General features: G+C 65.4%; 17 protein-coding genes and 1 pseudogene. 7 read left to right on the top strand and 11 right to left on the bottom strand.

The window, feature by feature from the left end; translation table 11 throughout:
• Positions 1 to 2 precede the first annotated feature (2 nt).
• From KW845_RS27425 to dnaE, 5 genes are read right to left on the bottom strand one after another with little or no spacing between them, the layout of a single operon-like run.
• The gene (locus tag KW845_RS27425; protein WP_218372582.1) at positions 3 to 1,115 is read right to left on the bottom strand and encodes a glycosyltransferase family 4 protein; all 1,113 of its coding nucleotides are present in this window, start codon (positions 1,113 to 1,115) and stop codon (positions 3 to 5) included.
• Complete coding sequence (locus KW845_RS27430; RefSeq protein WP_218372583.1) at positions 1,112 to 1,861, bottom strand: glycosyltransferase family 2 protein; 750 nt, start codon at positions 1,859 to 1,861, stop codon at positions 1,112 to 1,114. Before KW845_RS27430 ends, KW845_RS27425 begins: the two co-directional genes overlap by 4 nt.
• Positions 1,858 to 2,709 carry a polysaccharide deacetylase family protein gene (locus tag KW845_RS27435; protein ID WP_218372584.1) on the bottom strand — a complete coding sequence of 284 codons (852 nt, stop codon included), beginning with the start codon at positions 2,707 to 2,709 and terminating at the stop codon, positions 1,858 to 1,860. The genes KW845_RS27430 and KW845_RS27435 overlap by 4 nt, the downstream gene beginning before the upstream one ends.
• Positions 2,706 to 3,806, bottom strand: coding sequence for a glycosyltransferase family 4 protein (locus KW845_RS27440; RefSeq protein WP_218372585.1), 1,101 nt, complete (start codon positions 3,804 to 3,806; stop codon positions 2,706 to 2,708). Before KW845_RS27440 ends, KW845_RS27435 begins: the two co-directional genes overlap by 4 nt.
• Positions 3,806 to 7,297 carry a DNA polymerase III subunit alpha gene (gene dnaE, locus KW845_RS27445; protein WP_218372586.1) on the bottom strand — a complete coding sequence of 1,164 codons (3,492 nt, stop codon included), beginning with the start codon at positions 7,295 to 7,297 and terminating at the stop codon, positions 3,806 to 3,808. Before dnaE ends, KW845_RS27440 begins: the two co-directional genes overlap by 1 nt.
• Before the next feature lie 125 nt (positions 7,298 to 7,422).
• Between dnaE and lpxO the strand changes: the two genes are divergently transcribed.
• Positions 7,423 to 8,322, top strand: a complete 900-nt coding sequence (gene lpxO, locus KW845_RS27450) for a lipid A hydroxylase LpxO (protein WP_218372587.1) — start codon at positions 7,423 to 7,425, stop codon at positions 8,320 to 8,322.
• Between the two features lie 178 nt (positions 8,323 to 8,500).
• Here the strand turns inward: lpxO and KW845_RS27455 are convergent, their stop codons facing one another.
• Positions 8,501 to 9,892 (bottom strand): L-serine ammonia-lyase, encoded by a 1,392-nt coding sequence (locus tag KW845_RS27455; RefSeq protein ID WP_218372588.1) that lies wholly within the window; start codon positions 9,890 to 9,892, stop codon positions 8,501 to 8,503.
• A 172-nt stretch (positions 9,893 to 10,064) separates the two neighbouring features.
• Between KW845_RS27455 and KW845_RS27460 the strand changes: the two genes are divergently transcribed.
• From KW845_RS27460 to KW845_RS27470, 3 genes are all read left to right on the top strand, one after another.
• Positions 10,065 to 11,726 (top strand): Na/Pi cotransporter family protein, encoded by a 1,662-nt coding sequence (locus KW845_RS27460; RefSeq protein ID WP_218372589.1) that lies wholly within the window; start codon positions 10,065 to 10,067, stop codon positions 11,724 to 11,726.
• 179 nt (positions 11,727 to 11,905) lie between these two features.
• The gene (locus KW845_RS27465; RefSeq protein ID WP_218372590.1) at positions 11,906 to 12,871 is read left to right on the top strand and encodes a tripartite tricarboxylate transporter substrate binding protein; all 966 of its coding nucleotides are present in this window, start codon (positions 11,906 to 11,908) and stop codon (positions 12,869 to 12,871) included.
• Positions 12,872 to 12,946: 75 nt separating this feature from the next.
• The gene (locus KW845_RS27470; protein WP_218372591.1) at positions 12,947 to 13,927 is read left to right on the top strand and encodes a tripartite tricarboxylate transporter substrate binding protein; all 981 of its coding nucleotides are present in this window, start codon (positions 12,947 to 12,949) and stop codon (positions 13,925 to 13,927) included.
• A gap of 26 nt (positions 13,928 to 13,953) precedes the next feature.
• Here the strand turns inward: KW845_RS27470 and KW845_RS27475 are convergent, their stop codons facing one another.
• Positions 13,954 to 14,484: a TetR/AcrR family transcriptional regulator gene (locus tag KW845_RS27475; RefSeq protein ID WP_218372592.1), complete on the bottom strand. Its 531-nt coding sequence runs from the start codon at positions 14,482 to 14,484 to the stop codon at positions 13,954 to 13,956.
• A gap of 119 nt (positions 14,485 to 14,603) precedes the next feature.
• Between KW845_RS27475 and KW845_RS27480 the strand changes: the two genes are divergently transcribed.
• On the top strand, positions 14,604 to 16,130 hold the full coding sequence (locus KW845_RS27480) for an MFS transporter (protein ID WP_218372593.1): 1,527 nt from the start codon (positions 14,604 to 14,606) through the stop codon (positions 16,128 to 16,130).
• On the opposite strand, the gene KW845_RS27485 is transcribed toward KW845_RS27480, so the two are convergent.
• From KW845_RS27485 to polA, 3 genes are all read right to left on the bottom strand, one after another.
• Positions 16,118 to 16,909 carry a dienelactone hydrolase family protein gene (locus KW845_RS27485; RefSeq protein WP_218372594.1) on the bottom strand — a complete coding sequence of 264 codons (792 nt, stop codon included), beginning with the start codon at positions 16,907 to 16,909 and terminating at the stop codon, positions 16,118 to 16,120. The genes KW845_RS27480 and KW845_RS27485 overlap by 13 nt on opposite strands.
• Before the next feature lie 37 nt (positions 16,910 to 16,946).
• Positions 16,947 to 17,804: a ZIP family metal transporter gene (locus tag KW845_RS27490; RefSeq protein ID WP_218372595.1), complete on the bottom strand. Its 858-nt coding sequence runs from the start codon at positions 17,802 to 17,804 to the stop codon at positions 16,947 to 16,949.
• 67 nt (positions 17,805 to 17,871) lie between these two features.
• Entirely contained in the window at positions 17,872 to 20,589 is a 2,718-nt protein-coding gene (polA, locus tag KW845_RS27495) for a DNA polymerase I (protein WP_218372596.1), read from the bottom strand.
• A 52-nt stretch (positions 20,590 to 20,641) separates the two neighbouring features.
• Here polA and KW845_RS27500 point away from each other — a divergent pair, with 52 nt between their 5' ends.
• Positions 20,642 to 21,268: a TIGR00730 family Rossman fold protein gene (locus tag KW845_RS27500; RefSeq protein WP_218372823.1), complete on the top strand. Its 627-nt coding sequence runs from the start codon at positions 20,642 to 20,644 to the stop codon at positions 21,266 to 21,268.
• Positions 21,269 to 21,290: 22 nt separating this feature from the next.
• Here the strand turns inward: KW845_RS27500 and KW845_RS27505 are convergent, their stop codons facing one another.
• A complete protein-coding gene (locus KW845_RS27505; RefSeq protein WP_218372597.1) occupies positions 21,291 to 22,148 on the bottom strand; it encodes a LysR family transcriptional regulator in 858 nt (285 codons plus the stop codon).
• 127 nt (positions 22,149 to 22,275) lie between these two features.
• Between KW845_RS27505 and KW845_RS27510 the strand changes: the two are divergent.
• Positions 22,276 to 22,673 (top strand): annotated as a pseudogene (locus tag KW845_RS27510) (4-oxalocrotonate tautomerase family protein).
• Positions 22,674 to 22,701 lie beyond the last annotated feature (28 nt).

Genomic DNA, 22,701 nt, shown 5'->3' on the forward strand with positions numbered 1-22,701 from the left:
GTTCAGGCCGCCAGTGCCTGCCGATACGCATTCAGCGTAGCCTGGGCAAAACACGCCAGGCCGAAGTGCCCGACCGCGGTGCGACGGGCCGCGGCACCCATGGCAGCCAGGCGGTCGGGGTCTTGCAGCATGCTTTGCAATACCGTGGCGATGGCTGGCACATCGCGCACCGGCATGATCCAGCCGTCGACGCCATCGGTGACATTTTCGGGCAAACCACCGGCATTGCTGACCAGCGCGGGCAAACCCAGAGACATCATTTCGCGGCAGGCATAAGACAGGGCTTCGCGATACGACAACACGAAGCCCGCGTGGCAGCATGCCAGCGCGTCGCGCACATCGTCGAGCAGCCCTGGGAACACCACTTGGCCCCGCATGCCTGCGGCGTGCACGCGCGCCAGCTTGGCCTCATTGGGCGGATCGCCCGCAACCAGGATCAGAATGCGTTCACGCTGGTTGGCAGGCAGGCTGCCGGCAGCCTCGACCAGGTCGAGCCAACCCTTATCGTAATCGGTACCCCCCGCACTGCCCAGCAGCAGCTTTCCGCGCCAGTCCACGCCAAAGTGGCGATCGCGTAAGGCATCCACGGCCTGCGGCTGCAAGGGCGCGAAGTGGGCGGTGTCGATACCGTGCCGAATCGTATCGACGGCACAGTGCCGATATGCCGAATGTTCAAGCAGCCTGCGCACATAGTCGCTGACGGCGATGACGCGGTCGGTGGCCAGGTGCGCGCGCAGCCAATGGCCCGGTGTGTCCAGGCGGAGGTCGTTATGCTTGGTGAAAACGACGCGCGGCCGCTGGCGCTGGCCGGCCAGCGCCAGCATGACCTGCTTGTGATCGGCAGAGCCATTGACGTGGATGATGTCGTAGCGCTCGCGAGCTATCAACCGACTGAGCGCGGCCCGTTCATTCAACCATGACGAGAGGCGGGTGGAAAAGCGCATGTGCACCGCCCGCACGCCAGGTACCGCGGCGGCATAGCGGAACAGCCGGCTGGTACCCGGGGAAGCCACCGTGATTTGCTGCGTATCGGCCAGCGAACGGGCCAGGCTGGTGACATACGTAGTATGCCCTCCACCGTTACGCGGATGGAAATTGGTGTAAAGAATCTTCACTTGCGAACATCGGACAGGAAACTGAGCTTGGCGTAGCGAAAGAAGCTGCCTGCCGCCGCTGTCACGGCCAGCACCAGGCCATGGCGGCCATCGAGAAAACCGCGGCGGATCAGGTAGATGCGTATGAAGGTCCAGAACCCATGGCCCAACGCGCTGAAAACAGTGGCGCGCTTGCCGCGTGCATGCATCATCGCGGCCGCATCGGAGGAATAGCGGTTGGCCTTGTTGATCAGCGCATCCAGGTCGGGATAGGGATAGTGCAGGAAATGACCTTCCAGGCGCAGCGGCTGGGCATCGGGTACGACGCGTTCGTGTACGGCGGCGTCGGTGAAACGGGCGGAGCCGCGCTTGAACAAGCGCAGCACGTAGTCGGGCCACCAGCCGCTGTGGCGGATCAGGCGGCCGCAGAAGTCGGACAACCGGGCGATCTCGTAGGCGTCAGCCTTCGGCGCGGCCAGCACGGCCTGGATCTCGCGCGCCAATTCGGGAGTAACGCGTTCGTCGGCGTCGATAGACAGGACCCAGTCGCCGGTGGCCAGGTCCAAGGCACGGTTTTTCTGCGGCCCGAACCCGGGCCAGTCGGACGTGACGTGAACCTGCGCGCCGAAGTCGCGCGCCAGCGCCACGGTGTTGTCGGTGCTGCCGGAATCGACCACGATGAACTCGTCGGCAAACGCCACGGATTCGAGGCAACCGACGATATGGGCCGCTTCGTTCTTGGCGATGATAATGACCGAAAGTGTCATGCGCGGTTCCTCATGCGCTTTTTCCAGGCTTTCCAAGCGTGATAGCGCGGCCCCCATACGGGATGGCGCGACATCCAGATGCGGCGGTTCAGCCACGAGCCACCCAGGTTGCGCACGGCGAAGCGGTAGATATGCCCGGGATCGGTGCCTGGCAAATTTTGCCCCAGCGGGTCGGTGGTATACAAATGCCGGAAACCGGCCTCGCGTGCCGCCTGCACGTAGTCGTCGTCGAAATAGCCCTGCGGCCAGCAGAGGTGGTCGCTGGCCGGCCCCAGCTGTTCTGTGAGCGCGGCCCGGGAATCGGCCAGCTCGCGCGCGATATGTTCGCGCTTGGCGGCGACGTCGGACCCGCACTGCTTGTCCCAGCGGGTGTGCGTGTGGGTATGCGAGTGGATCTCGAACGTGCCCGCGGCCAGCATGGCCTGGGCCTCGCTCCAGCGCAGGATGACCTCGTCGGTGCGGCCCGCAGCCACCAGGCGCTTGGTCTCGTGGTGGTCGGGCGATGCCGGCAAGGGCACCCCCTGGCCGGCGCACGGACGCACATCGCCCTGCCCCACCCAGCCGGTAACCAGGAACAGCACGGCCTTCATGCCGTAGCGCTGCAGTACGGGGTGGGCGTAGGTCCAGTTGTTCAGATAGCCGTCGTCGAACGTGATCAACACTGATTTTTCGGGAACGCGGCCACCGGCCAGATAGCTGGCCAGCTGGGCCGTGCCCAGCGAGGTGTAGCCGGCACGTGCCAGGCCGGCGATCTGCTGCTCGAAGACCTCGGGCGTCACGGCGATCATGCCGCCCGACGGCGTGACGTGGTGGTACATCAGCACTGGAACGTTGGGCGCGTTGTTCATGCTTGCCTTTCCGCCAGCCATTTGCGGTAGACGGCCTCGGTGTTCTCGGCAAGCCGGGCCGGCGAGAATACGCCCTCGTCCCAGACCATGCGGCGACCGGCGGCCCCCATGTCGCGGCGCAACGGCGCGTCGTCGATCAGGCGCTGCAAGGCGGCAGCTAGCGCGGGCTGGTCTTTGACCGGTACCAGGATGCCGGTGACGCCGTCGCGCATCATTTCGGGCACGCCACCTACGTTGGTGCCGATGACCGGCAGCCCGGCTGCCTGCGCCTCGACGTAGACCGTGCCGGACGCTTCCTGCTGGGTGGCCAGCGCGAAGATATCGAAGCCCGCCAGCAGGTTGGGCACGTCACGCCGGGTGCCCATCAGGTGAATGCGATCTTGCAGGCCGAGTTCTTGCACGTAGGCCTGGGTCTGCTCGAACGTGGGCGAGCCGGAACCCACGAACACCATGTGCAGCTTGGGCCGTTCGGCCATCAGCGGCCGGATGGCGTCGATGAGGTCTTTATGGCCCTTGGCGGCCCGCATCACGGCAACGCAGCCCACCACGATGTCGTCGTCGGCCAGCCCCAGCTCGCCGCGCAGCGTGGAATGCTCGACGGGCGGCGGCAACACTACCGGCGAATACAGCGCGGCGATGTGCGCGGCCGGCACGCCGCGGCTGATCAGGTAGCGGCGCACGTAGTCGCTGACGGTGGTGACCCGATGCGGCAGCCAGGTGTACGACAGCATCGAGCCCACTTTGCTGGCCAAATGGCGAGTACGCACGATCAGCGGCGTACCCGACAGGCGTCCGGCGGAGCCGGCGATCAGGGTATCGATGCGACTGTGGGTATTGACGACGTCGTAGCGGCCCTCATGCAGAATGCGCCTGACGGCGGCCACGCCTTTCAGGTAGTTGAGCAGCCCACCCATGGGCACGGTATGAACCGTGAAGCCCGCATCGCGCAACCGGGGCACCAATTGCGCCTGCGGCTGGCAAACAGCCTCGAGGTGATGGCCGCGCGCCCGCATGGCATGCATTTCTTTGAAGATGCGATGCTCTTGCCCGCCGAACGCGACGGCGGCTTCCGAATGAAGAATGCGCAAGGGCTGCATCAGTAGGTAACCTCAACGCCGTCGGGCTTGGCCCAGGCAGCCAGGTTCTCGAGCAAGGTATCGGCCATGCGCACGCGCCATTCTTCTCCGAGGCGCACGGTGCACAGGAAGTTGTCGCGCCCGTACACGATGTCGACCGGCACGCCGGGCACGCCGTTCTCGGGTTCGGCGCGAAACGGATTGAGCATCTGGCGCAGCCGGCCGGCATCGGCCTGTCCGTTGAGCCGCACGCGCAGCGACTTGGCGCGCGCTTCGCGCGCCAACTGCAAGTCGTAGAGCTGGTCGGCGACGATGCGCATGCCGCCGGAATAATCGTCGTTGCTGACCTTGCCCTGCACGATGATCAACTGGTCTTCGCGCAGGCGCGTACGGTGCTTTTCATACAGTTCATTGAAGACCGAGATTTCGAGCTGGGCGGTGCCGTCGTCGAGCACGGCGAACACCATCTTGCCGCGCCGGGTCATCATGGTGCGCACGCCGGCCAGCACGCCGCACATCCATTGCAGGTCGCGCTGCGGCTCGATGCGCGCCAGCGGCATCGGCACGATGCGGCGCACTTCGTCGCGCCAGTGATCGAACAAGTGGCCGCTGAAGTAATAGCCCAGCGCCGCCTTTTCTTCGGTAAGCCTGGTATGCAGGTTCCAGGGGGCCACCTTGCTGAGTTCGCCGGCCACCACATCGCTGCTGTCGTCGCCGAACAAGGAAACCTGGTTGGCGCTGCGGGCCGCCTGTTCGGCCGCTTCCATGGCTGTGCCTACCGAAGCCAGCATGGCCGCGCGGTTGGGCTCGATGGTATCGAAAGCGCCCGCCTTGATCAGGGCTTCGATGGTGCGTCGGTTGACGGCATGCTTGTTGATGCGCCGGCAGAAGTCGAACAGGTTGGCAAACGGGCCGTCGGCCTGGCGCGAGCGCAGGATTTCTTCGACGGCGCCCTGCCCCGTGCCCTTGACCGCGCCCAGCCCGTAGCGCATGGTGCGTGGCGGCTTGCCCTTCTGGGTGTGCTCGTCGGCCACGGGCTCGAAGCGATAGCCCGAGGCATTGACGTCGGGCGGCAGCACCAGCACGCCGTTGTCTTGCGCATCGCGGCAGAACACCTGCACCTTGTCGGTGTCGTCCATGTCCGAGGACATGGTGGCAGCCAGGAATTCGGTGGGGTGATACGCCTTCAGCCAGGCGGTCTGGTACGCGATGAGCGCATAGGCGGCCGAGTGCGACTTGTTGAAGCCGTAGCCCGCGAACTTTTCCATCAGGTCGAACAGCTTGACCGCCAGGTTGGGATCGTGGCCCTTTTCTTTGGCGCCCTGTTCGAACAGTTCGCGGTGCTTGGCCATTTCTTCGGGCTTTTTCTTGCCCATGGCGCGGCGCAGCAGGTCGGCGCCACCCAGCGAGTAGCCGCCGATGATCTGCGAGATCAGCATCACCTGTTCTTGGTAGACGATGACCCCATAGGTGCTTTTCAGGGTGCCTTCCAGGTCGGAATGGAAATAATCGACCGAGGCGCGCCCATGCTTGCGGTTGACGAAGTCGTCGACCATGCCGGATTCGAGCGGCCCCGGGCGATACAGGGCCAGCATGGCGATGATGTCTTCGAAGGTGCTGGGCCGAAGTTTCTTCAGCAGTTCTTTCATGCCGCGCGATTCAAGCTGGAACACCGCCGTGGTGTTCGCGTCGCACAGCACCTTGTAGGCGGCCTGGTCGTCCAGCGACAGCGCCATGATGTCGAAATCGCGCTTGGACTCGTTGAACTGGCGCACATAGCGCACGGCCCAATCCAGGATGGTCAGGTTGCGCAGGCCCAGGAAGTCGAACTTGACCAGGCCGGCGGCCTCGACGTCGTCTTTGTCGAACTGCGATACCGCGCTGTTTTCCTGGCCGGGCTGGCAATACAAGGGGCAGAAGTCGGTAAGCTTGCCCGGCGCGATCAGCACGCCGCCCGCGTGCATGCCGATGTTGCGGGTCAGGCCCTCGAGCGGGCGCGCCAGGTCGACCAGGGCGCGGACTTCTTCTTCTTGCTCGTAGCGTTCTTTGAAGGCCGGCTCGTCTTTCAGGGTGCGGTCGAGCGACCAGGGATCGGCCGGGTTGAACGGAATCAGCTTGGACAGCCCGTCGCAGAACAGGTAGGGCATGTCGAGCACCCGCCCGGCGTCGCGCACCACCGCCTTGGCGCCCAAGGTACCGAACGTGGCGATCTGGCTGACGGCCTCGCGGCCGTATTTCATCTTGACGTAGTCGATGACGCGTTCGCGGTTGTCCTGGCAGAAATCGATATCGAAGTCGGGCATGGAGACCCGCTCGGGATTCAGGAAGCGCTCGAACAGCAGGTCGTAGCGAATGGGATCGAGGTCGGTGATGCCCAGCGCGTACGCCACCAGAGAACCGGCCCCCGAGCCGCGCCCGGGGCCGACCGGCACGCCGTTGTTCTTGCCCCAGTTGATGAAGTCTTGAACGATGAGGAAGTAGCCGGGAAAGCCCATCTGGATGATGGTCTTGCATTCCCAGCGCAAGCGCTCGTAGTACTGCGCGCGCTTGGATTCGCGTTCGGCGGCGTCGGGAAACAGGAATTCCAGGCGCTTTTCCAGGCCTTCTTCGGACAACTGGACCAGGTAGTCGTCCAGCGATATGCCGTCCGGCGTAGGGAAGTTGGGCAGGCGCGGCTTGCCCAGCACCAGCGTCAGGTTGCAGCGCTTGGCGATTTCCAGCGTGTTGGCCAGGGCCGACGGCACGTCGGCAAAGCGCCGGGCCATTTCTTCGGTGCTGAGCAGGTATTGGTCTTTGGTGAAACGGCGTACCCGGCGCGGATCTGCCAGGATTTCGCCCTGGGCAATACATACGCGCGCTTCGTGGGCCTGGAATTCGGACTCGTCCAGGAACTGCACGGGATGGGTGGCCACGACCGGCAGGCCGGCCTCGGCGGCCAGGCGCATGGCGGCCTGGGTGTAGGCCTCGTCGCCATCGGCGCCGGTGCGCTGCAGTTCGATGTAGAACGCCCCGGGAAGCAATTGTGCCCACTGACGCGCCAGCGAGAGCGCGCTGACGGCATTGCCGGCATCGAGCGCATGGCCGATGTCGCCGGCGCGGCCACCCGACAGCACGATCAGGCCTTGCCGGCCCTGCAGCCATTCGCGGCGGATTTCCGCGCGCCCCCGGCCCTGGTTTTCCAGGAACGACTGGGTCAACAATTCACACAGGTTCAGGTAGCCCTGTTGGTTGCGTACCAGCAACAGCAATCGAAATGGCTTGTCGGGGTCGTCGTCGTTGGTCAGCCAGACATCGCAGCCGGCCAGGGGCTTCACCCCGGCCCCGCGCGCGCTTTTGTAGAACTTGATCAGGCCAAAGATATTGGAGAGATCGGTCAGCGCCACGGCGGGCTGGCCCAGCTTGGCGACGCGCTTGATCAGGTCGGAAATGCGCACAATGCCGTCCACCACCGAGAACTCGGAATGGACGCGCAAATGGACGAAGGCAGGTGTGGCTGTAACGGCTTCAGGCATGATCCGAATTGTACCCAGTCGGCCGCCCCGCCGGCGGCTTGTTCCCCCGGGCGGCAGCATTTGGCGACCAGCTATGTAACAATAGCGATTTACGCTTCAGGGCCCGCACGGGCCAGATCGGTACGATGAAATGGCTGATTCCGGGCATATGGCTGGCCTCCATACTGTTCGCGCACTTCAGAGGCCACGTCCGGCTGCGACTGTCGCGCCAACTGCTGGACCAGTCCGCCCTGCTGGCACCGGTGAACGCCCTGATGGTGCTCTGCTCACGCGTGCCCACCACGGCCTATCTGCCGACTCGCGAGATTCCCGAACTGCAGGTACTGGACGACAACTGGGAAGTGATCCGCGATGAAGCCTTGAAGATGGCCGAGCTGCGCCGCATCAAGGCGGCCGAGCGGCACGACGACATCGGCTTCAATTCGTTCTTCAAATATGGCTGGAAGCGCTTCTACCTGAAGTGGTATGACGCTCGCCACCCGTCGGCCGAAGAACTGTGCCCGCGCACCGTGGCCTTGTTGAAAGGCGTGCCCAAAGTGAAGGCCGCGATGTTCGCCGAACTGCCGCCCGGCGGCAAGCTGAACCGCCATCGCGACCCGTTTGCCGGCTCGTTGCGCTACCACCTGGGCCTGACCACACCCAACGACGATGGCTGCCACATCATCGTGGACGGCGAATCGTACAGCTGGCGCAATGGCGAAAGCGTGGTGTTCGATGAAACCTACGTGCACGAGGCCTACAACAAGACCGATGTGAATCGCATCATCTTGTTCTGCGACGTGGAACGCCCCATGAAATGGCGCTGGGTCGAGGCCTTCAACCGCTGGTTCGGCCGGGTGGTGATGTCGGCGGCCAGTTCGCCCAACGACGGCGGCGACCAGACCGGCGCCATCAACAAGCTGACGCATGCGCATTGGGTCATCGACCAGAAGCGCAAGCAGTTCAAGGCCTGGAACCGCACGGTATACAAAGCCACCAAGTGGGGGCTGATCGTGCTGGTGGTGCTGGCTTTCCTGGCCTGGTAGGCACCGCCCTGCTCCCACACCTGGCTGTCCACCAGCTATGGCCGGGGAATGAAACAGGTACGGTCAGAGCGGGGATGCCGCGGAGCCGGCTTTGCCGGTCCGCTGGCGCCCCCCCCCTTGAGGGGGATTCGCCAGCCGCGAGGTGGAAGCACGCAGCGCTTCGAGGGGTGGGCCTCACTCAGCATTCGACGATATTCACCGCCAGGCCGCCGCGGGCCGTTTCCTTGTACTTGGTCTTCATGTCGGCGCCGGTTTCGCGCATCGTCTTGATGACGGAATCCAGCGACACATAATGATGGCCGTCGCCGCGCAAAGCCATGCGGGCGGCATTGACGGCCTTGATCGAGGCCATGGCGTTGCGCTCGATACAGGGAATCTGCACCAATCCGCCCACCGGGTCGCAGGTCAGGCCCAGGTTGTGCTCCATGCCGATCTCGGCGGCGTTTTCCGCCTGCTCGATCGAGCCCCCCAGCACGGCCGCCAGTGCCCCGGCGGCCATGGAACAGGCCACCCCGACTTCGCCCTGGCAGCCGACTTCCGCGCCCGACAGCGAGGCGTTGTACTTGTACAGTAGCCCGATAGCGGCAGCGGTCAGCAGGAAGTCGCGCACGCCCGAACGGTTGGCGCCGGGCACGAAACGATCGTAGTAATGCAGCACCGCCGGTATGATGCCGGCCGCGCCATTGGTGGGCGCGGTCACCACGCGGCCGCCGGCGGCGTTTTCTTCGTTGACGGCCATGGCGTACAGGTTCACCCAATCCATCACTGACAATGGGTCGGACAGTGTCCGTTCGGCCCGTTGTGTGAGGCTGCGATACAGTTCGGGCGCGCGGCGGCGTACTTTCAGCGGGCCCGGCAGGTCGCCATCGGCTTCGGGATAGTTGATGCCGCAGCCGCGGCTGACGCAGTCTTGCATGACCTGCCAGATGCGATCCAGCGCGGCCTCGACTTCGGCCTGGCTGCGCCAGGTGAGTTCGTTCTGCATCATGAGCTGGGCCACCGTGTGCCCCCCCGCACGACACATGTCGAGCAATTCGCGGCTGGTGCGAAAAGGAAATGGCAATTGGTCGTGTGCGGCAATGACCTGGCTGTTGGACGCGCCGGCAGTCACCACAAAACCGCCCCCCACCGACAAGTAGCGGGATTCGCGCAGGCTCTGTCCCTGGGCGTCGAAGGCGTGGAATTTCATGCCGTTGGGGTGTTCGGCCAGGGCCTCGCGCCGATAGAACAAGATGTGCTCTTTTTCAATGAAGGGCACGGCGAAATGGCCCAGCAGCGGCAGCGACTTGCTGGTGCGCACGCCTTGCAGCAAGCCGGCGATGGCCGCGGGGTCGACGGTATCGGGGGCCTGGCCCATCAGGCCCAGCAGCACGCCCTTGTCGGTGCCATGGCCTTTGCCGGTAGCGCCCAGCGAACCGTAGAGCTCGACCCGCACGCCTGCCACCCGGGGCAGCAGCGCATCGCGTTCGAGACCCTGCGCGAACAGCAGGGCCGCGCGCATGGGCCCGACGGTGTGCGAACTGGACGGCCCGATGCCGATTTTGAACAGATCGAATGCAGATACAGCCACGGCCAGCCCCACGGATTCAACAACGGTCGAAACATCATACGCGGGCGCCATAGTGCTTCCAAGCCGGCCGATTTCCCCATCGGGCGCGGCCGTGCGATGATTGCTTCGTGACATGTCACTTTTTATCCTGTTGCCGGCCAAGCCGGCTAATTTGATTTCTGCCAGGCCAGTCATGTCGGGATTGATTCCTTTGCTCGATTTCGCCGGATACGTCGCCCTGCTGCTGTGGGGCGTGCACATGGTGCAGACCGGTGTGCAGCGCGCTTTCGGGGCCGCGCTGGGCGCCGCCCTGGGCCGCGCGCTGGGTACCCGGCTGCGCGCCTTCGCCACCGGCCTGGGAATTACTGCCGCGCTGCAAAGCAGCACCGCCACCGGGCTGATGATCACCGGCTTCGCCGCCGGCGGCGTGGTGGCCCTGGCCCCCGCGCTGGCCGCCATGCTGGGCGCCAACGTGGGCACCACGCTGATCGTGCAGGTGCTGTCTTTCGACCTGACATCGCTGGCCCCGATACTGATCCTGGCGGGCGTCTGGATGTTCCGCCGTTATCCGCCCGGTCGCACCCGCGACCTGGGCCGCGTGTTCATCGGCCTGGGACTGCTGCTGCTGTCGCTGCACCAACTGGTGGACCTGTTCGCGCCGCTGCAGGACGCCCCGCTGCTGGGCCTGGTGCTGACGGCCCTGGCCACCCAGCCCGTGGCGGCCGTGCTGCTGGCGGGGGCACTGACCTGGGCGGCGCATTCCAGCGTGGCCATCGTAGTGCTGGTGATGTCGCTGGCCGCCCACCATATGGTGAGCCCGGAACTGGCTTTTGCGCTGGTACTGGGCGCAAACCTGGGCACGGCGGTGAACCCCATGATCGAAGGCGTCAGCGGCGATGATCCGGCGGCACGGCGCCTGCCGCTGGGCAACTTGCTGACACGGGTCGTCGGCGTGCTGGCCGGATTGGTGCTGCTGCCCTGGCTGCCCGGCTGGATGAGCCTGCTGGGCGCCGACAGCGCGCGCACCGTCGCGAACTTCCACACCGTGTTCAATGCCGCCATTGCACTGCTGTTCCTGCCCCTGCTGGCCCCTTACGCCGCCCTGCTGACGCGCTGGCTGCCCAAGCGGACCGACCCCAACGATCCGGCTCGCCCGCAATACCTGGACGAAGCGGCCCATGACGTGCCGGCCGTGGCACTGGGAAATGCCGCGCGCGAGGCCCTGCGCATGGCCGACATGCTGCAGACGCTGTTGCTGTACGCACGCGCCGGCCTCAAGCGCGACAATCGCCATCGCCTGGTGCAGGCCCGCCAGCTCGACAACGCGCTGGACAAGATCGAAAACGCCATCACCACCTACCTGGCCTTGCTCGACCGCGAGGACATGACCCGCGCCGACATACAGCGGCTGGACGATATCCTGGCATTCGCCAGCAACATGGGCCATGCCGCCGACATCGCCCATCACGGCCTGCTGAATCATGTGGGACGCCTGCGCAAGCAGGGCTGGACGTTTTCGCCCGAGCAGCGCCAGCGCCTGGATGAAACGCTGGCGCGCCTGATCGCCAATCAACGCGAAGCGGCTGCCCTGTTCGTCAATGACGACGTGCGGCAGGCGCGCGAACTGGCCGGCGAAAAAGCACGCTTTCGCGCACTGGAAGCCGATGAAGCCGAAGCGCACCTGCACAAGATCAAGGCCGGCGAAGTCGACGCCGCCGAAGTCGGCGCGCTGTACCTGGACATCCTGCGCGACATGAAAGGCATCAACTCGCACCTGGTGGGTGCGTCGGCCTACCCCCTGCTGGCGCGCCATGGCGAACTGCTGCCCAGCCGGCTGCGCGAATCGGGCAACTAGGGCGTTTCACCCAGAATGTCCAGGCGCACTTCAGGCGGCCGGAAGGCCGGCTTAGGCAATAAAAAATAGGCGATCGTGCCGGCCACCCAGCACACTACGCCCATAACGAAACCGACGCAGCGAAACCGACGCAGCAACAGGCCGCGAACGCGCCCCTCTTCCACCGGCAGGAGACAACCATGCCATCGATCCGCTGTGCCGCATTCGCGGCCGGTATGCTGCTGTGCGCCTCGGCGCCGGCCCTGGCCGCCTGGCCCGAACGGCCGGTCACCATCATCGTGCCGGCTGCGCCCGGCGGCACCACCGATATTGCCACCCGCATCATCGCCGACAAACTGTCGAGCCGGCTGGGGCAATCCGTGGTGGTCGAGAACCGGGCCGGCGCAGCCGGCATCATCGGCTCGCAACAACTGGTACGGGCGGCCCCCGACGGCTACACGCTGATCATGGGCAATATCGGGCCCAATGCCATCAACTACAGCATGTACCCCGACCTGCCCTACAAAGCGTCGGATTTCGCGCCCATCACGCTGGTGATCTCGGTGCCCAATGTGCTGGTCGTGAACGCGCAATCGCCCGCCCATAGCGCCGGCGAACTGATCGACATGCTGCGCAAGGATGCCGGCAAGTATTCGTTCGGCTCGTCGGGCACCGGGCAGTCGCCGCACCTGTCGGGCGAACTGTTCAAGCAGCGCGCCGGCGTGCAGGCCACGCACGTGCCATACAAGGGCGCGGGGCCCGCGGTGGCCGCCCTGCTGGCCGACCAATTCACATTCATGATCGACAATCTGCCCAGTTCGATGCCGCACATCCAGGCCGGCAAGTTCCGCGCCCTGGCGGTGACCAGCGCCGAACGCGTGCCGGAATTGCCCGATGTACCCACCATGCGCGAAGCCGGTATCGACGACATGGTGGTCACTGCCTGGTTCGGCTTGATGGCGCCGGCCGGTACGCCCGCCCCGGTGATCGACCGCCTGGCGGCGGCTGCCCGCGAAGTGGTGGCCATGCCCGAAGTGCAACGGCGCTTCCGTGCCATGGGAGGCCAGGCCGGCGGCAATTCGCCCGCCGAATTCGGCGCGTTCATCGACCAGGAACGCAACCGCTGGCACGACACGGTCCAGGGCGCCGGGCTGGCGCAGAAATAAACGCACCATCCGCAGGCAGTGCCGCAAGGCGAGCCAACCGGGCGCCGCGTGGCCTGCATCACCAGGAGTAGCGTCATGCAGAAAAGCTTGTTCCGTTGGATCGCGGTGCTGTCGGGCTGCGCCGGGTTGCTGGCAGGCGTTGCAACGGCGGCAGAATCCACCTATCCCGATCGGCCCATCACCCTGCTGATTCCGTATCCGCCCGGCGGCAGTGCCGACATGCTGGGCAGGCCACTGTCGGCCGCCCTGCAAGAACGGCTGGGGCAGCCTGTGGTGCTGGAGTACAAACCCGGTGCGGGCGGCTCGATCGCCACCGCGCAACTGGCGCGCGCCAAGCCGGATGGCCACACCGTGCTGATGGTGCTGGCAGCGCATGCCATCAACCCCAGCCTGTACAAATCGCTGCCCTACGACACGCGCAAGGATTTCGCGCCCGTGTCGCTGGCGGCAACCTTGCCGATGCTGGTGGCTGCTCCCTTGTCGACCCCGGCCAACAACATTCCCGAACTGATAGCCTATGCCCGCAAGAACCCGGGCAAGCTGACGTTCGCCTCGGCCGGCCCGGGCAACACCAGCCACCTGTCGGCCGAAATGTTCAAGAAAGCCACCGGCATCGACATGCTGCACGTGCCCTACAAAGGCAGCGGCCCGGCCGTGGTGGCCCTGCTGGCCGGCGAAGTCTCGCTGATGTTCGACAGCATTTCCACATCGCTGCCTCAGGTGCAGGCGGGCAAGCTGAAAGCCCTGGCAGTGACCGGCGACACGCGCTCGCCACTGCTGCCAGACGTACCGACTGTTCAGGAATCGGGCGTGCCCGGCTTCGTGGTGAACGGCTGGTACGGCATCCTGGCGCCAGCGGGCACGCCGCCCGCGATAGTGGACAAGCTGAGCCAGGCCATTGCCGAATCGCTGCGCGAGCCGGCGCTGCAACAGCAATTGATCGGCTACGGCTATGCGCCGGTGGGCAGCACGCCAGAGGCTTTCGGCCAGCTTATCGACAGCGAGCTGCGGCGCTGGAGCCAGGCAGTGCAAGACTCGGGCGCTTCGGTGCAATAACCCCAAGGCCGGCGGCCCGTTGCCTGCTATAGCAGCGTCTGCATGTCATCGAAGATGGCATCCCATTCGGCCTGGCCGATATCCATGAAGCCGAAGAAACGCAGCATGAAAGCGCCCTCGGTGGCCAGGAAGGCCAGGCGCGCGCGCCGGCCGCCCGGGGTGGACACGTCGAGCCCGGCGATGCGCTGCCGGTACCACTGCCTGGTGCTGGCCAGATGCTCGGGCGTTTGCGCCAGGGCCGCCAGCAGGCTGGCCGATTTGGCGCTGACCTCGTCGGTGCGCCGGGTGGCCGCCACATGGGCGCGCACGGCGTCCAGCGGGTCGGTGCTGCCGGCGGCGACCTCGGCGAAGATCCGGTCGTAGGCTGCCCCCCAACGCTCGAACAGGGCATCGATCAGGGCGTCTTTATTGCCGAAACAGTACTGCACGCCGCCCTTGGTGATACCCACCGCCTTGGCCACGGCGTCGATCGTCAGCCCGGCCGCGCCCGAGGCCTCGATGATGGCTTCGGCGGCGTCCAGCAATTGCTCGCGGTCCACGGTACGGCGACGGCCCATTGTTACCTCTTTTTCAATACATACGTATGGAATGGAATTATAATCGCGGCTGCATCCTGGCACCAGGCTGGATGTCGGCCCGTCCCGCCGAGGTCGCCTTAGTGCCCGCAAGAATTTCCATGACTTTCCGGTTCCATCGCTGGCTTATCCTGGCCATTGTGTCGATCGCTCTATTCCTGATCGTGATCGATATGTCCGTACTCTACACGGCGCTGCCTCATCTTACCCAGGCCCTGGGCGCCTCGGCGTCCGAGAAGCTGTGGATAGTCAACGCATACCCGCTGGCAGTGGCCGGCCTGTTGCCCGGCATGGGCACGCTGACGGACCGATACGGCCCCAAGCGCTTGTTCACCAGCGGCCTGGCCGTGTTCGGCGTGGCCTCGCTGGCGGCGGCCTATGCAATCAGCCCGGCCTGGCTGATCGCCGCGCGCGTACTGCTGGCCGTGGGTGCGGCCATGATGATGCCGGCGACGCTGGCCATCATCCGCCACACCTTCGACGATGCGCGCGAGCGCGCGCTGGCCATCGGCATCTGGGCGGCCGTTGCCTCGGGCGGTGCCGCTTTCGGCCCCGTCGTGGGCGGCGCCTTGCTGGAACACTTCTGGTGGGGTTCGGTGTTCCTGATCAACGTGCCCATCGTGCTGGTGGTGCTGCCGTTGGCCCTGTGGATCGTGCGGCAGCACCGGGGTTCGGTTGCACGCCGCTGGGACTTGCTCGGTTCATTGCAGATCCTGGTGGGGCTGGTGGGTGTGGTGTATGCCGTCAAAGAAATCAGCCAGCGCGACCCATCGTATCTCTTGGCTGCAGGCACCGGCCTGGCGGGTGCCGCGGTGCTGGTGGTCTTTGTGCGGCGACAGTTGCACATGCCCGATCCGCTTATCGATTTCCGGCTATTCCGCAACCGCAGGTTCACCGGCGCGGTCACGGTGGCGCTGGTGGCCTCGGTGGCTTTCGCGGGCATCGAACTGATCTTCAGCCAATGGCTGCAATTGGTGCGCGGCCTGTCGCCACTGCAGGCGGGCCTGTTCATTCTGCCGGCACCGCTGGCGGCCTTCGTGGCCGGGCCCGTGGCCGGGCTGCTGCTGCCGCGCCTGGGCGAGATCCGCGGCATGTGGATGGCCACGCTGGCGGCGGGATTGGGCGCCCTGGCCCTGGTGGTGTTGTACCAGGCTGCGCCGGCTTGGCAATTTGCCAGCCTGGCGCTGATGGGATTCGGGCTGGGTGCCGCCATGACGGCCGCGTCCAGTTCTATCCTGACCGGTGCGCCCGCCGACCGAGTCGGCATGGCGGCCTCGGTGGAAGAAATGTCGTACGAAGTCGGTGCGGTGCTGGGCGTGGCGCTGATGGGTAGCCTGGCCACCGCCGCCTACGGCGCCACGCTGGTGTTGCCCGACGGCATGGCCGTACCGGAAACCGTGCGCGACAGCCTGGACGAGGCCCTGGCGGTGGCCGCCACGGCCAGCCCCGACACAGCGGCCTTGCTGGCCGGCCTGGCGCGCGCCGCATTCGACCATGCGTTCGTGGCCGTGCTGTCCGCCACCGCGATCCTGCTGTTGGCCACGTCCTGGGGGCTTAGAAGGCATGGTGCGGGAGGCCGCCCAGACATGGGCCAGCCGCTGCCGCTGGCGGCCAATCAGCCCAGGTAGCGCTGGAACCAGGCCAGCATGCGCCGCCAACCGTCACGCGCTTCGGCTTCGCAGTACATGGGGCGGTAATCCGCCAGGAAACCGTGACCGGCGTCGGGGTAGACCACGATCTCGGACGCGCGTGCCTTCGGATTGCCCTCGGCCAGCCTGGCCTTCAGCGCCTCGACGTCTTCCAGCGGAATGCTGGCGTCCTTTGCGCCGTACAGCCCCAGCACTGGGGCATGCGTCTCGGCCGCCACATCCAGCACTACTTGCTTGATCAACGGCCCATGGCCGGCGCTGAGTTTGCCGTACCAGGCCACCCCGGCCTTGATGGCGGGGTTGTGGGCCGCGTACATCCAGGCCAGGCGGCCACCCCAGCAAAAACCGGTGATGGCGGCCCGCGCGGTATCGCCACCGTGCTGCGCCGCCCAGGCCAGGCTGGCGTCCAGATCGGCATAGACCTGTTCGTCGGACACCTTGGACACGATCTCTTCGACCAGCTTGGGCACATCGGTATACGCGGACGCATCGCCTTGCCGCTGGTAGAGCTCGGCCGCGATCGCCAGGTAGCCGGCCTTGGCCAGGCGGCGGCAGACGTCTTTGATGTGTTCGTGCACACCGAAGATTTCCTGCACCACCAGCACCACCGGCAAGCCCGACTTGCCTTGTGGGGCTGCGTAATAGGCGGCGATGGTGCCATCTTGCACGGGCAGGTCGAAGTCGCCGTGGGCCAGGCCCTCGGTATCGGTGTGGATGGTGCTGGCGGCCGGTTGGCCGGCGGCGGGAGCAAAACTCATGACGGGTCTCCTGAGCGTGCGGGCCCGCGCGCGGGCCCTAGTGCGAATGAATGGCCGGCGCCGTCACCCCATGCGCCGCGTGGTCGTGCGCGGCATCGTGGGCATGATCGTGCGCGTGGCCATGGTGCATGAATGACGTAACGCCGTAGATCACAATAACGCCAGCGCCCACCAGCAGCAACTGGGGGACGGCCTCGGCCAGCGAACCGCGCTCGTGCATCTGCGGGATCAGGTCGGCCACCGATATGTAAAGGAAGCTGCTGGCGGCGATGACCAACACGTAGGGCACCCATTGCTGCGCCTGCTGCAGCACGAAGTAGCCCACCAGCCCGCCCAGCGCGGTGCACAGGCTGGTGAACAGGATCAACATGACGGCCCGGCGGCGTTCCAGCCCGGCATTGATCAGCACGACGAAGTCGCCCAGCTTGTGGGGAACTTCGTGCACGATGATGGAAGCCGCGGTCAAGACGCCCAGAATGGGATCGGCCAGGAAAGCCGCCGCCACCAGCACGCCATCGCACAGGTTGTGCAACGAACTGCCGATCAGAATGAGCACGCCGCCCCGGCCCGCTTCATGCCGATCGTGTCCCTTGTGGTGATGGTGGCCATCGCCTTCGTGATGATGGCTATGGCGCAGCAGCGCGATTTTTTCCAGTATGAAGAACCCCAGCAGCCCCGCCAGCATCAGGGCGAACAGTGTATGCGCATCGGCCGTGGCGTTCTCGAAGGCTTCGGGCAACAAGTGCAGCAGCGCCACCGACAGCAGCACCCCCACCGACAGGCTGACCATGTGGTGCAGGTATTTGCTGAAAACGCGATAAGCCAGCCAACCGGCGATGGATACGGCGATCAGGCCGCCGGCCACCGTAGCCAGCAAGATCCAGAGGAGCAACATGGAGGTACAACAGGAAGGAGCAAGAGCAATATTATATCGTTACAGCGCCAACCCGGCCCCCGGGAGCTCAGTGTGCCTGTTCCCAATTGGGCCCCACCCCCACCTCGGCCACCAGCGGCACCCGTAGCTCGGCCACGCCGCACATCAGCTCGGGCAGGCGCGCACGGACGAGGTCGAGTTCGTCATCAGGGACTTCGAGCACCAATTCATCGTGCACCTGCATGATCATGCGGGTTGCCAGGCGTTCGGCATCGAGCCAGTCTTGCACGGCCACCATGGCCAGCTTGATCAGGTCGGCCGCCGTGCCCTGCATGGGCGCGTTGATGGCAGCGCGCTCGGCGGCCTGCCGGCGCGGCCCCGAGCCGGCGCGGATGTCGGGCATCTGCAGGCGGCGGCCGAATACGGTTTCCACGTACCCTTGCTGGCGCGCCAGTTGCCGGGTGTGTTCCATGTACTGGGCCACGCCGGGATAACGGGCAAAGTAGCGGTCGATATAGGCTTGGGCGGCGTCGCGCGTGATGCCCAGGTTCGACGCCAGGCCGAATACACCCATGCCGTAGATCAGGCCGAAGTTGATGGCCTTGGCCGCACGGCGCTGCTCGCTGCCGACATCGGCCAGCGACACGCCGAAGATCTCGGCAGCCGTGGCGCGGTGGATGTCTTCGCCCGCCGCAAAAGCCTGCTGCAGATTGGCATCATCGGACACGTGCGCCATGATGCGCAGTTCAATCTGGGAATAATCGGCCGACACCAGCATGCCGCGTTCGGCGATGAACGCTTCGCGCACGCGCCGCCCGGCCTCGGTACGCACGGGGATGTTCTGCAGGTTAGGATCGGACGATGCCAGTCGTCCGGTAATGACCGCGGCTTGCGAGTAATGCGTATGGACCCGCCCGGTGCGCGCATTGATCATGCGCGGCAATTTGTCGGTGTAGGTGGATTTCAGCTTGGACAGGCCGCGATATTCGAGCAGCACTTGCGGCAGCGGGTAATCTTGCGCCAGCTTGGTCAGGACTTCTTCATCGGTGGACGGCGCGCCGCCGGCGGTCTTGCGCACCACGGGCAACTGCATGCGTCCGAACAGGATTTCGCCCAGCTGCTTGGGGGAATTCAGGTTGAAGGGCTGGCCGGCAAGCTCGTAGGCGCGCTGTTCGAGCGTGAGCATTTCCTGCCCCAGCTTGTGGCTTTGGCGCCCCAGTTCGGCGGCATCGACCTTGACGCCATTGCGCTCGATCACGGTCAGCACGCGCGACACCTGGATCTCGAGCAGATAGATGCGCTCGAGCCCGGCCTCGGCCGCCACCCGCGGGCGCAGCGCCCGATGCAGCTGCAAGGTGAAATCGGCGTCCTCGCAAGCGTAATGCCCTGCCAGATCGACAGCCACTTCATCGAAGCCGATCTGCTTGGCCCCCTTGCCGCAAAGCTCTTCATAGGTAACGCCGCCGCGCCCCAGATAGCGCTGCGCCAGGTCGTTCAAGCCCACGCCGCGGTGCGACTCCAGCACGTACGCCTGCAGCATGGTGTCTTCCTGGATGCCCGCCAGCGCAATACCTGCGTTGGCGAACACGTGCGCGTCATACTTGGCGTGATGCAGCAGCTTGGCTCGTGCCGGATCCTGCAGCCAGCCACGCATGCGCTCGAGCACTTCGTGCTTGGGCAATTGCTCGGTGCTGTCGGGGCCGCGGTGGGCCAGCGGGATATAGCAGGCCACGCCCGGCGCGATGGCCATCGAGATACCGACCAGGCTGGCCTGCATCTCGTCGAGCGAAGTGGTTTCGGTATCCACTGCCACCAAAGGCGCTTCGGCCACCTGGGCCATCCATTCATCGAAGGCAGGCCAGGTGGCAATGATCTGGTAGCGCAGTTCGGCCGGGGCGGCCGGGGCTTCGGCAATTACCCGGGCATCGCCCTGCGGCACGCGCTGGGCATCGCCGGTAAGTTCGCGCAGCCAGGTACGGAATCCGTAACGCTCGTACAGGCCCTGCAAGGTCTCGGTATCGGGCTGGCGCGGCGCCAGGTCATCGATACTGTCGACATGGCCGGCCAGGTCGCAATCGCACTTCACGGTAAGCAACTGGCGCGTCAGGGGGAACTGGCCGATGGCCTCGCGCAGGTTGCTGCCAGCCACGCCCTTGATGCCCTCGGCCTGCTCGACCAGGGACTCGATGGAGCCGAATTCGGACAGCCATTTGACCGCCGTCTTGGGCCCGACCTTGGCCACGCCGGGCACGTTGTCGACGGTATCGCCCACCAGCATCAGGTAATCGACGATGCGCTCGGGGGGCACGCCGAACTTATTGCGCACGCCGGGCTCGTCGAGCACTTCGCCGCTCATGGTGTTGACCAGCGTGACGTGCGGATCGACGAGCTGGGCGAGGTCTTTGTCGCCGGTGGAGACGATGGTGTGCACGCCTTGTTCCGACGCCTGGCGCGCCAGGGTGCCGATGATGTCGTCGGCCTCGACGCCCTCGATGGCCAATACCGGCCAGCCCAGCGCCCGCACCGCCTGGTGGATGGGCTCGATCTGGGCCGCCAGGTCTTCGGGCATGGGAGGCCGATGCGATTTATAGTCGGGATAGAGATCGTCGCGGAACGTCTTGCCGCGCGCATCGAAAATGCATGCAGCGTAGTCCGCCTTATGATCCGAGACCAGCTTGCGCAGCATGTTGACGACGCCATACAGCGCGCCCGTAGGATCACCTTGCGCATTGCGCAAATCGGGCATAGCGTGGAAGGCGCGGTACAAGTAGCTCGAACCGTCTACCAGCAATAAGGTTTTATTCATGGTTACAAAAGCAGAACTAGAAACGCCCGCCGGCAAGCAAATACCGGTGATTATGTCAGAGATACGGGCGGCGGCAGACAAACTGGCCGACATCGGCCCCGCCGTCAGCGTATTCGGCAGCGCCCGCATCAGCCGCGATTCGCCCCATTACGAAACCTGCGAAGCCATTTCGGCCGCCCTGGCCGAAGCCGGCTTCGCCGTCATCGCCGGCGGCGGGCCAGGCATCATGGAAGCCGCCAACAAAGGCGCCTTCGAGGCCGGCGGCACCAGCGTCGGGTTGAACATCAGCCTGCCCCACGAGGCCCACAATAACGAATACCAGACCATCAGCCTGTCGTTCGAATATTTCTATTCGCGCAAGGCGACGTTCTTCATGCACAGCTTTGCCTACGTGGCCCTGCCCGGCGGTTTCGGCACCATGGACGAACTGTTCGAGGCCCTGACGCTGATCCAGACCGGCAAGGTGCCGCCCGCGCCGATCATCCTGGTGGGCAGCGAATACTGGCATGGCCTGGTCGAATGGCTGGCCGACCAGATGCTGCCCAACGGCATGATTGCCGCCCACGACCTGGAACTGTTCACGGTTGAGGACGACCCTCGCAAAGTCGTGCGGCGAGTGGTGGAATTCCATGCCCAGCGGCGCCCCGAGGCCGAATACGCACCATCGCTGCCGGGCTGAGGCAGGCGGCACGGCAAGCGGCTCAGGCCAGCGCCTGGGCCACCGCCTGGCGCGCGCGCGTGACGAATTCGGTTTCCGCGCCGCGCGCCGGCAACAGGCAGAATTGCGCCTGCGGCAGCGCAGGCAGGCCCGCACCTGCCAGCCGCGCCACGCCCGGCGCCAACGCGGACTCGTTCAGGCAAGCCACGCCCAGCCCGGCAGCCAGGGCCAGTTGCAGGCCCGCCACGCCCGAGGCCACATGCGCCACCAGGTATGGCCGGCCGCGCCGCGCCAGCAAGGCCTCGGTGAACTGCCGCAAGGCGCAGGACTCGGGCAATACCAACAGGGACAGGGGCATGCCACGGGCCGGGCGCATGCCTTCGGCAGCCATCCACCACAGCGGCTCGCGGCGCAGCACGATGCCGGGCTGGCGCGCCGCACCGGGCGTACGGACATGCATGGTCAGGCCCAGGTCGTACTGGCCCCGGACATAAGCCGCTTCGACCTCGCCGCTTTTCAGGATGGCGACATGCAGCCGCACCTGCGGATATTGCTGGTTGAGGCGCCGTAGCAGCCCGGCGATATCGCGTGGGCGGAAATAATCGGTCAGGGCCAGGCGCAGTTCGCCCTGCAACGGCACGCCGTGCAGATCGCGCAACGCCTCGTCGGCAAGCGCCAGGATGCGTGTTGCATGGGCCTGCAAGCGCACCCCCGCCGGCGTGGCATGCACGCCAGCCTTGCCGCGCACCAACAACGCCTGGCCGGCGCGGTCTTCCAGTTTGCGGATCTGTTCGCTGACGGCCGATTGCGACAGATGCACCATCGGCGCCGCGGCGGTCAGGCTGCCGGCATCAAGCACGGCAGCAAAGGTGCGAAGTTGGTCGAGGTCGAACCCAGGCATTGCTTATCTATCGGTTTTTCCGTTGGATATCATCTTAAATTCCCGTTTTTAAGATGTCAAAGCAAAAGCCTAGACTGGCGGCACGGCTGATTTCCAGCCCTCTTGATACCCTACCGGAGCCGCCCTCATGCCCCACATTGTGATCCACCTGTCCGGCCAGCCCAACGTCAACCAGAGCCGCCGCGTCGTCGACAAAATCATGGCGCTGACCCAGTCGGCATTGGGCAAACAACCGGGCGTCATCGCCATTACCTGCAGTACATCGCGCCCGAAACCTGGTTCATTGGCGGACGGCCGCTGTCGGACACTGGCCACAATGCGTTTCACCTGGACATCAGCGTGACCGATGAAACCAATACCAAGCAAGAAAAGGCGCGTTTCATTGCCGCGGTTCATGCGGCGTTTCGGGAACTGCTGGGCAACCTGCACGAATGCTCGTACGTGCATGTGATAGATGCCCGCGCGGCCGCGTACGGCTACGGCGGCGCCACCCAGGAATACCGCCACCAGCAGGCGGGCGTGTAAAGAAGCCGCACGCTCGGCTTGCTGCCCC

Source organism: Bordetella sp. BOR01 (genome assembly GCF_019218885.1).
Lineage (GTDB): Bacteria > Pseudomonadota > Gammaproteobacteria > Burkholderiales > Burkholderiaceae_B > Bordetella_A.